Below are 7294 nucleotides of genomic sequence, written 5' to 3'. Positions count from 1 at the left end.
GAATGGATTGCCATTCTTTATAGTAGGCATCAGTGCGAAAACGAAGCGTATTGTTATAGACAAACCGAGCACAGCCAAACGATTGTGCAAGAAGTATTTCCTGCTCAGGTGTCGGATAGAATCGGTATTTATAGGTTCGCTTAGTCATATTTACATTTTACAATAAAAGCTGTAAATATAGCAAGTGTCTTGCATAAGCAGTCTTTCAGACTGCGAGCTATCCATCCCCGCACCAGAAGTACGGGGCTTTCCGCTCAATTTGGTAAATCAGTCTGAACTTAGAACCTGAATTCCACACCAGCCTGCAAGTAGTGCCCCAGAGCATTTTCAGACCAAGTGCCTGCATAACCAACATTCATATTTAGCTGCCCGCTCAGCTGTGTCGCAATGCCCAGAGAGTAATAGGTAGCATTCTCATCATAACCTTTTAAACTGTGTTTCGAATTCATGTACTCAATATCATCGGGCTCGTAATCATTGTGCTGCCAACCCAGTGAGGCTTTCAGTTCGACAGGCTGATTCATTAGGAAACTGTCGTATGTCAGACTAACTCCCATTCTGGACACCCAGCCTTTGTTGGTGCTCTTTCCCACCATACCCGAAGCCCAGCTATATTTATCCCGGTCCTGACTGGCATAAAGAAACTGAACTTCCGGCGTTAACGTCAGACCCACTGTTACGCTGTCGAGACTGATATCGTAACCGCCGCGAAAATAGGCATCCCACTCCTCGCTTTTGAAGTCCGAGTTGTAGCGCGGCACTTTACTGTCAACAGTATTCCAGTTATAAGTCAGCAGACCTTCAGCGTGAAAGCCATCCTTGCTCCAGGCAACCGTTGGCCCCAGCCTCCAGGTGCCTGTATCCAACTCGCCATTATGATCCTTAAGATCAGCGTCCAGCTTTTGCCAGGCACCATAAACACCCAATAGCCAGTGTTCAGAGACCGGCCTGAGTAGCCCCAGCTGAATGCCGTAGCCTCCGGACTTGAAGCCAGCCATGTTGTCGATCTCATCCTGATCATAAAAATGACCATAAAGCCCCACCAGTCCGAACCAGTCACCACTGACAAAAGCGGTAGCCCTCTCTGACACTGATAGCATAAAAACTTCATTATTTTCATCCTGCTCCAGATAATCGACTCTTGCAGAAGCATTACCATTCTCGGCTTTTAACAGTGTTGCGGAGGTTTGCTCAAGCAGATTCCCCTCAACCCCACTTATGGCAGCGGCTGGTATCCGGCCCTTAAGAATACTTCGCGTCAGCCCGGTAAAATGACCATATGCACTAAAGGTCGATTCAATCATCATCTTGTTGGCGATTGAGGGGTGATCGAGAGCAAGAGGAATGGAAGAAGTTACAGGATCAGCGAGTGCGATATTGTCCAGTCTTTGTACCGGAATCAGCCTTCCTTCTTTAATCGGCTGATCCACATTTTTAGCTTTAAAGTAATATTGACCATCCTTCCCCAGTTGATAAACCTTGTCAGTATCTATGATGGCTTTTGCATCCATCGTTCTTGAATAGGTGATGGTGGCACTGTTGCCACTTTCGTCACTGGTTACCGAAGATTGAACTCCGGTTTGAGCCAGGACGGGAATAAGCCACCCTCCGGCAGCACCGCCGAGCGCAACCAGCCTGACGGTATGAGAAAGATTGGACCTGACGTTCACAATTACTCCCGATCTTAATGTGCCAAAGTGAATAAATTCTTCCAGATCAGAAAGTAGTCCATCGCGGCAGGTTATCCAGTTTTTCTATAAAACGAGCCACTATCATTCCATGGTCGTATTTGCATTCTGACTGAATGAACCTCGCTCCCAGACTCCAGAGACTGACGGTACGAGTCAAATCAACAGCAGCATACAAAGCAGCAGCTTAGTTATAGACAGGCTTCTATTTATCAGGGGAAGTTCAACTGCATTCTCCCCCCCCCCTTGCTGCAAGTCTTATATTTTTCAATATTCTGCAAAATAATAAAAAAGTGCTACATTTCAGGGTCAATTTTCCGAAAAACTAAACTTTCAGCATATGAAAAATCACAGAGCAATTACAACCACTCGAGTTATTTTTATTATTTCCGTTTTGTATTCATATAATGTCAATGCATCACTCTATAATGCGATCAGTAGTCTGATTTCGCTTTTTGATGAGATACACTTAAAACAATTTCAGTTAAATGAACAAAGAGTATCTGTTTTTTCTAATTTAGAGTTTAACGACAGTGTCATATTGTTAAGGATATATCACGCATCATTGCTTGCCAGACGGCAGCAAGGTACAGCTTCTTCGAAAGAGGTCTATATAAAAAGAATGGAAAGCCAATTCTTACGCTGTCTGCATGGAGATTCTGATCGGCTTATGGTGCAAGGCTTAGCCACTCATCTGATGTCTGCTTCCGGAGGGATAATTTCCCTTTCATCTCATATGGGTAGAGATGTACATGGATTTCTACAATCTGAAGATTTTTGTAAAACAGACAATCTAAAAGACGAAGAAATCTACGCAAAGGCAAAAGAGCATTTATCAACAATCTACGAGTCATTGAAAAATGACAACGCTTTTTTAACAGCGTGTGCTAATTTTGGCTTAGAAAGTGACTACAAAACAACCATTGAATTAATAAGTACAGCATTACAGTAATGCATGTTGAGCAGAGTAAATATGCCAGATGCATGTGGAGTCCGAGACTATGACCGTAACTGAATGACTACAGATCATGACAAACGAAGTAGACTCTCTTGCCAATTTCTATTCGTTCCGGTTGCCAAGGAGTGATTATTTTCTCTTAATGGAGGGGCGCCTGTTTTGTTGAGGCTGCAATATTACCTCCCGGGCGGGTTTAGAAGATAAGCAGAAATCATGGAGTTTATAGAATAGATTAAGCAGGGAAATGAGAGCCACGACTGGTGTTTACTGTTAGCTTGTAAACATAATTTAGTTATCAGTTGACTCTCATGTCATTTTTTATAATCGAGCTAACGTTAATTACACTGCCCGAAAACAGCGCACCTCGTGTACTCAGCGAGCAAGTTGGGCAAGCTGGTCGTTTCAACTGGCGTTTCAGCTGACATTTCAGGTGGTATTTCATCAGCTGACATTTCAGGCGGTATTTCATCAGCTGGCATTTCAGATGGCGTTATTTCATCTACCGGATTGACTTCGTATAACCAGATTTTGCCCTCAACCCCGGCTACCGCCAACAATTCACCATCGGGACTAAAGCTAACGCTATTTATAGCCGTTTTTGGTTCTTTGATAGACTTCATTTCAGACCACCCCGATTCACCTTTCGATAAAATGCTGACAGTTTCAGAAACAGAATCATCAAAACCAATCCCACCTGCAACCAATAGAGATCCATCATTATTGAATGCCATACTGGTTATGCCAATAAGATCAGTTTGGACAAAATCTTTATTGATAAAGTTGTAGCCGAAGCAGGGAAAGTATTTTTCACACATCATTCTGGGGTCACTATTTTGAAAAAAGACTCCAGCACGCCGGGTTGAGAATGCCAACAGAGAACGGTCTGAACTTAAATCCAAACCTTTAGCATAGTAACCTTTTCTAAATCTGAAAGAGTACACAATGTCATGGAGATTAAATGAATCATTTGAATGTAGAACATAGGCACCAGATGGAGTCCTGACCAGCAATGTGTTATCGGACAGAAACCTCAAATTAACCGGCAGAATATTATAAATCGTACCCACGTGCTGAAAATCACGCTTTACATTGTACACCTTTACATCGTGGTTATCCTCAACCGCAAATAAAGTACCGTCAGGGCTGAATGCAAAAGTAGGATAGGTGTGGTTATTATCACGAAGTTCATGCTTAAGAATAAAATTGTTCTTCGCGTCATAGAACCTGACTCCCTTGTCGTTCGTTGATACCGCCAACAGTGAGCCATCAGGGCTAAACACGGCATTGACTTTGTCTACAGATTGACCCGACGGAATTCGAATTGATTTATAAGTTAATATATCCTTCTGTAGTATTTGTACATGAGGGATTGTCACATTACGATCGTCCTTGCATGTTACTCCAGCTGCCAACATGGAAGAATCATGATTCCATGAAGTTGAATGGACGTTACATCTGACGTCAGGACTCATAAATTGTCCTCTAAGCTCGGCAAGAGGCTTAGCATTTACTTCGAGTGTCAGCTCAAAGTCCACTTTTTTTTGCGACGCCTGTACAGATTCGTCAGCTTTAAGCCCGGTAAGAACAGCGCAGGACAGTCCAGCTAACACTGAACACTTCAGCATTTTTTTCCAGTAAGTTTTCATAAGAAAGTTTCTCCATTAAGTTTTTTGAAAAAATAGTCCATTCAATTGGTATTTTTATGATTCGACTTTGCAACTGTAGATAAGTTCCCTCTCTTTTCAAATATTCTTATTAAAAAATGGAGGGGCACCTCTTAATTCTGTCAACATAGCTAGCTACCAGGCTTCAGCCCTGGAGGGAGTCATCATCAGGGAGTCGTTCGCACCTATTGTTTGAAGCCACCAGTGAGTAATCGAATTCCGTACCAGCTTAAAACTTTTCCTATTGAAAGTAGCAGCACATTATTAACAATATGAGCGGTCAAAGGTGCAATCATCCCATTTTCACAATAGATATAGCCAAAATAAAAACCAGAAACAGTTGCAATAAAAGCTTGGGCAATTTGAGGATTCACATTCCTCAGATGCAATAAACCAAATACGATTGAGGATATAGTAATTGCATAAAATTGAGACTTGCCATTTATTTCATCACTATCATATTCAAGTTTTCCAAGTAAATATTTTACATGAGACTCTATAGCGGTGAGGCCAATAAAACGATAAATAAATTCTTCTTCTGCTGCTGCAATAATTGATTTCGAATAACGCTTAACTATGGCACTTCTATAGAATCTCAATGCTTCCTCTTTTGAAATTGAAAAGGCTGACTGCATAGTAGGTGAGTTTACATGGTATGGGCTAGCTATATATTTACTAAACAAAAGTAAAAATGGAGTGATAATCAGTACGCCAACAGCAGGTATATAAAACCCATAACAGAGCCCTACTTTAAAATCATTTTTAATTTCCTCCAAAAATGGAGACATATTATCAAGAAAAGTTGTTTTGATTGATACCTGTTCAATCGGACAGAAACCATGAGTCTCGCCCATAGAAGATCCGTTAATATTGGTTATGTTTGAAGCATTTAGATAATGACATACTTCTTCACCACTCAATATAACTCTATCATCTGAATAAAGCCTACTCACAAATAAATTTAGATATATCAAGGCTAAAAAGAAGATTAAGGATAACTTCATAATGCTACTTTTGGTGAGTAAAACTCAGTCAATGTAGCACAGCATAAACAAACTGAATGAGGTATCTACTCTACTGGAGCGGGGGAAGCTCAGAAGCGGCTATCCTGATAGCGTTCAGGGCTTCATTCGTACAGGAATTCTTTTGCTTCCCCAGTCACCGGGCTGCTCTTCAAAAACACCGGCTACCTTTTCACCACATTGATGGCAGCAACCCGATGCCAGGTTCCAGATCCCCAGCTGATACCAGTCTCGCTGAATCAATAATTGCCCGCAGTTATGGCACCAGGTACTCCCCCCATGACTGTCGTGTACATTTCCGGTATAGGCATAACGAATGCCTTTTCCGATAGCAATGTTTCTTGCCCTGGCAAGAGCACCAGCGGGCGTGTGTGTATGCTCCATCATTTTCCAGTCAGGGTGAAAGGCGGTGAAATGAATAGGCACATCAACGCCCAGTTGTTCAACGACCCACTCACACAGACTGTTAAGCTCGGGATCAGAATCATTCTCTCCGGGAATTAGCAGGGTGGTGATTTCAAACCATACCTCTGTTTCATGCTTGAGATATTTCAGAGTTTCCAATACGGGCTGTAAAGATCCACCACAAATTTTTTTATAAAAAGACTCAGTGAATGCTTTCAGGTCAATATTGGCCGCATCCATGCATTGAAAGAAGGTTTCTCTGGGGGCTTCGCAAATATAACCGGCACTGACGGCTACCGGGCAAATACCTTGCTCATGACAAGCCAGCGCAACATCTATGGCATATTCCATAAAAATCACCGGGTCATTGTAGGTAAAAGCCAGGCTTCTGCAGCCCTTTTCCAACGCAGCCAGAGCCAGCTGCTCAGGCATAGCCTGATCAGCCAGGGTGTCCATTTCCCTCGACTTGCTCATATCCCAGTTCTGGCAGAACTTGCAGGCAAGATTACAGCCTGCTGTGCCAAATGATAAAACCGGAGTACCCGGTAAAAAGTGGTTCAGTGGTTTCTTTTCTATCGGATCAATACAGAAACCGCTGGAGCGCCCATAACTGGTCAAAACAATCTGATCCTGATGCCGGGCTCTGACAAAACAAAGCCCTTGCTGACCTTCCCTCAGCTTGCAAGCTCTGGGACAAACATCACACTGAATTCGACCATCCTCAAGACAGTGCCAGTATTCGGTGGGAAAATTGCCAGGCGGAAAATCGTCAGATGGAGACTGACCGAGCCCATTTATCATGACAGTGCCTCACTCGGTTCGCTGACTATAATTATAGAGCCGCTCATCCGTGGGGAAAGCTCAATGAACATTCGACAACCTGCAGTGTCTGGTGTTTTCTATCCCGACGAACCGGAACTCCTGAAAACCGTTGTCACTAATCTGATGTCGGAAGCCACTGAGAGAGAACTGTCGCCTAAAGTCCTGATCGTACCCCACGCCGGTTACATCTACTCAGGAGCTATTGCTGCATCAGGCTATAAACAGCTGGAAACCTATCGCAGCAAAATCAAAAGAGTGGCATTGCTGGGTCCTTCTCACCAGGTTGCGTTTGAGGGGATAGCCCTTCCGAACTGCGAGGCATACTCGACTCCCATAGGCGATATTCCATTGGATACCGATGCCATCAAAAGCCTGAGTCAATTCAATCAGATACACACTCTGGATGCAGCTCATGCCAATGAGCACAGTCTGGAAGTGCAGTGCCCCTTTCTTCAAAGTACTCTGGACAGTTTCAAGCTGATTCCCCTGGTCGTGGGTGATGCTTCCCCCTATGCCGTTGCTGAAGTTATAGACTTTCTCTGGGGCGGCGATGAAACCCTGATCGTCATCAGCTCAGACCTCAGTCACTACCTCAGCTATGAAGAAGCCAACCAGCGTGACAGTCTGACGACCAGAGCCATAGAACAAATGAGCGGTTGTTTGACGGGAGGTCAGGCCTGCGGCAGCCATCCTCTCAATGGTATGCTGAAAATAGCCCAGCGCAGGGGCATGGAA

Annotated in this window: 7 protein-coding genes; 2 read left to right on the top strand and 5 right to left on the bottom strand. The window is 43.6% G+C overall.

Annotation, left to right across the window (positions count from 1 at the left end; translation table 11 throughout):
- Nucleotides 1-148 (bottom strand): helix-turn-helix domain-containing protein (locus KDK16_RS00390; protein WP_257274200.1); only part of this gene is annotated, 148 nt, incomplete at its 3' end.
- A gap of 130 nt (nucleotides 149-278) precedes the next feature.
- Nucleotides 279-1670: an autotransporter outer membrane beta-barrel domain-containing protein gene (locus KDK16_RS13430; RefSeq protein ID WP_257274199.1), complete on the bottom strand. Its 1392-nt coding sequence runs from the start codon at nucleotides 1668-1670 to the stop codon at nucleotides 279-281.
- 358 nt (nucleotides 1671-2028) lie between these two features.
- Between KDK16_RS13430 and KDK16_RS00380 the strand changes: the two genes are divergently transcribed.
- Nucleotides 2029-2640 (top strand): hypothetical protein, encoded by a 612-nt coding sequence (locus tag KDK16_RS00380; protein WP_257274197.1) that lies wholly within the window; start codon nucleotides 2029-2031, stop codon nucleotides 2638-2640.
- A 341-nt stretch (nucleotides 2641-2981) separates the two neighbouring features.
- Here the strand turns inward: KDK16_RS00380 and KDK16_RS00375 are convergent, their stop codons facing one another.
- The 3 genes from KDK16_RS00375 to amrS all read right to left on the bottom strand — a co-directional run bounded on the left by KDK16_RS00375 (nucleotide 2982) and on the right by amrS (nucleotide 6538).
- Nucleotides 2982-4292 (bottom strand): WD40 repeat domain-containing protein, encoded by a 1311-nt coding sequence (locus KDK16_RS00375; protein WP_257274196.1) that lies wholly within the window; start codon nucleotides 4290-4292, stop codon nucleotides 2982-2984.
- A gap of 203 nt (nucleotides 4293-4495) precedes the next feature.
- Nucleotides 4496-5314, bottom strand: coding sequence for a CPBP family intramembrane glutamic endopeptidase (locus KDK16_RS00370; protein ID WP_257274195.1), 819 nt, complete (start codon nucleotides 5312-5314; stop codon nucleotides 4496-4498).
- A 114-nt stretch (nucleotides 5315-5428) separates the two neighbouring features.
- Nucleotides 5429-6538 carry an AmmeMemoRadiSam system radical SAM enzyme gene (amrS, locus tag KDK16_RS00365; protein WP_257274194.1) on the bottom strand — a complete coding sequence of 370 codons (1110 nt, stop codon included), beginning with the start codon at nucleotides 6536-6538 and terminating at the stop codon, nucleotides 5429-5431.
- A gap of 63 nt (nucleotides 6539-6601) precedes the next feature.
- On the opposite strand from amrS, the gene amrB reads away from it, so the two are divergent.
- The coding region (gene amrB, locus KDK16_RS00360; RefSeq protein WP_257274193.1) for an AmmeMemoRadiSam system protein B at nucleotides 6602-7294 on the top strand (693 nt) is incomplete at its 3' end.

It is taken from the genome of Endozoicomonas sp. SESOKO4 (assembly GCF_024606275.1).
Note: the sequence above shows the minus strand (reverse complement) of the source record. Positions and strands in the feature narration are given on the sequence as shown.

Excerpts from the sequence above, each read along its gene's own strand:
- KDK16_RS00370 (WP_257274195.1), bottom strand. The coding sequence starts at position 5,314 with ATGAAGTTATCCTTAATCTTCTTTTTAGCCTTGATATATCTAAATTTA.
- KDK16_RS00380 (WP_257274197.1), top strand. The coding sequence starts at position 2,029 with ATGAAAAATCACAGAGCAATTACAACCACTCGAGTTATTTTTATTATT.
- amrS (WP_257274194.1), bottom strand. The coding sequence starts at position 6,538 with ATGATAAATGGGCTCGGTCAGTCTCCATCTGACGATTTTCCGCCTGGC.
- KDK16_RS00375 (WP_257274196.1), bottom strand. The coding sequence starts at position 4,292 with ATGAAAACTTACTGGAAAAAAATGCTGAAGTGTTCAGTGTTAGCTGGA.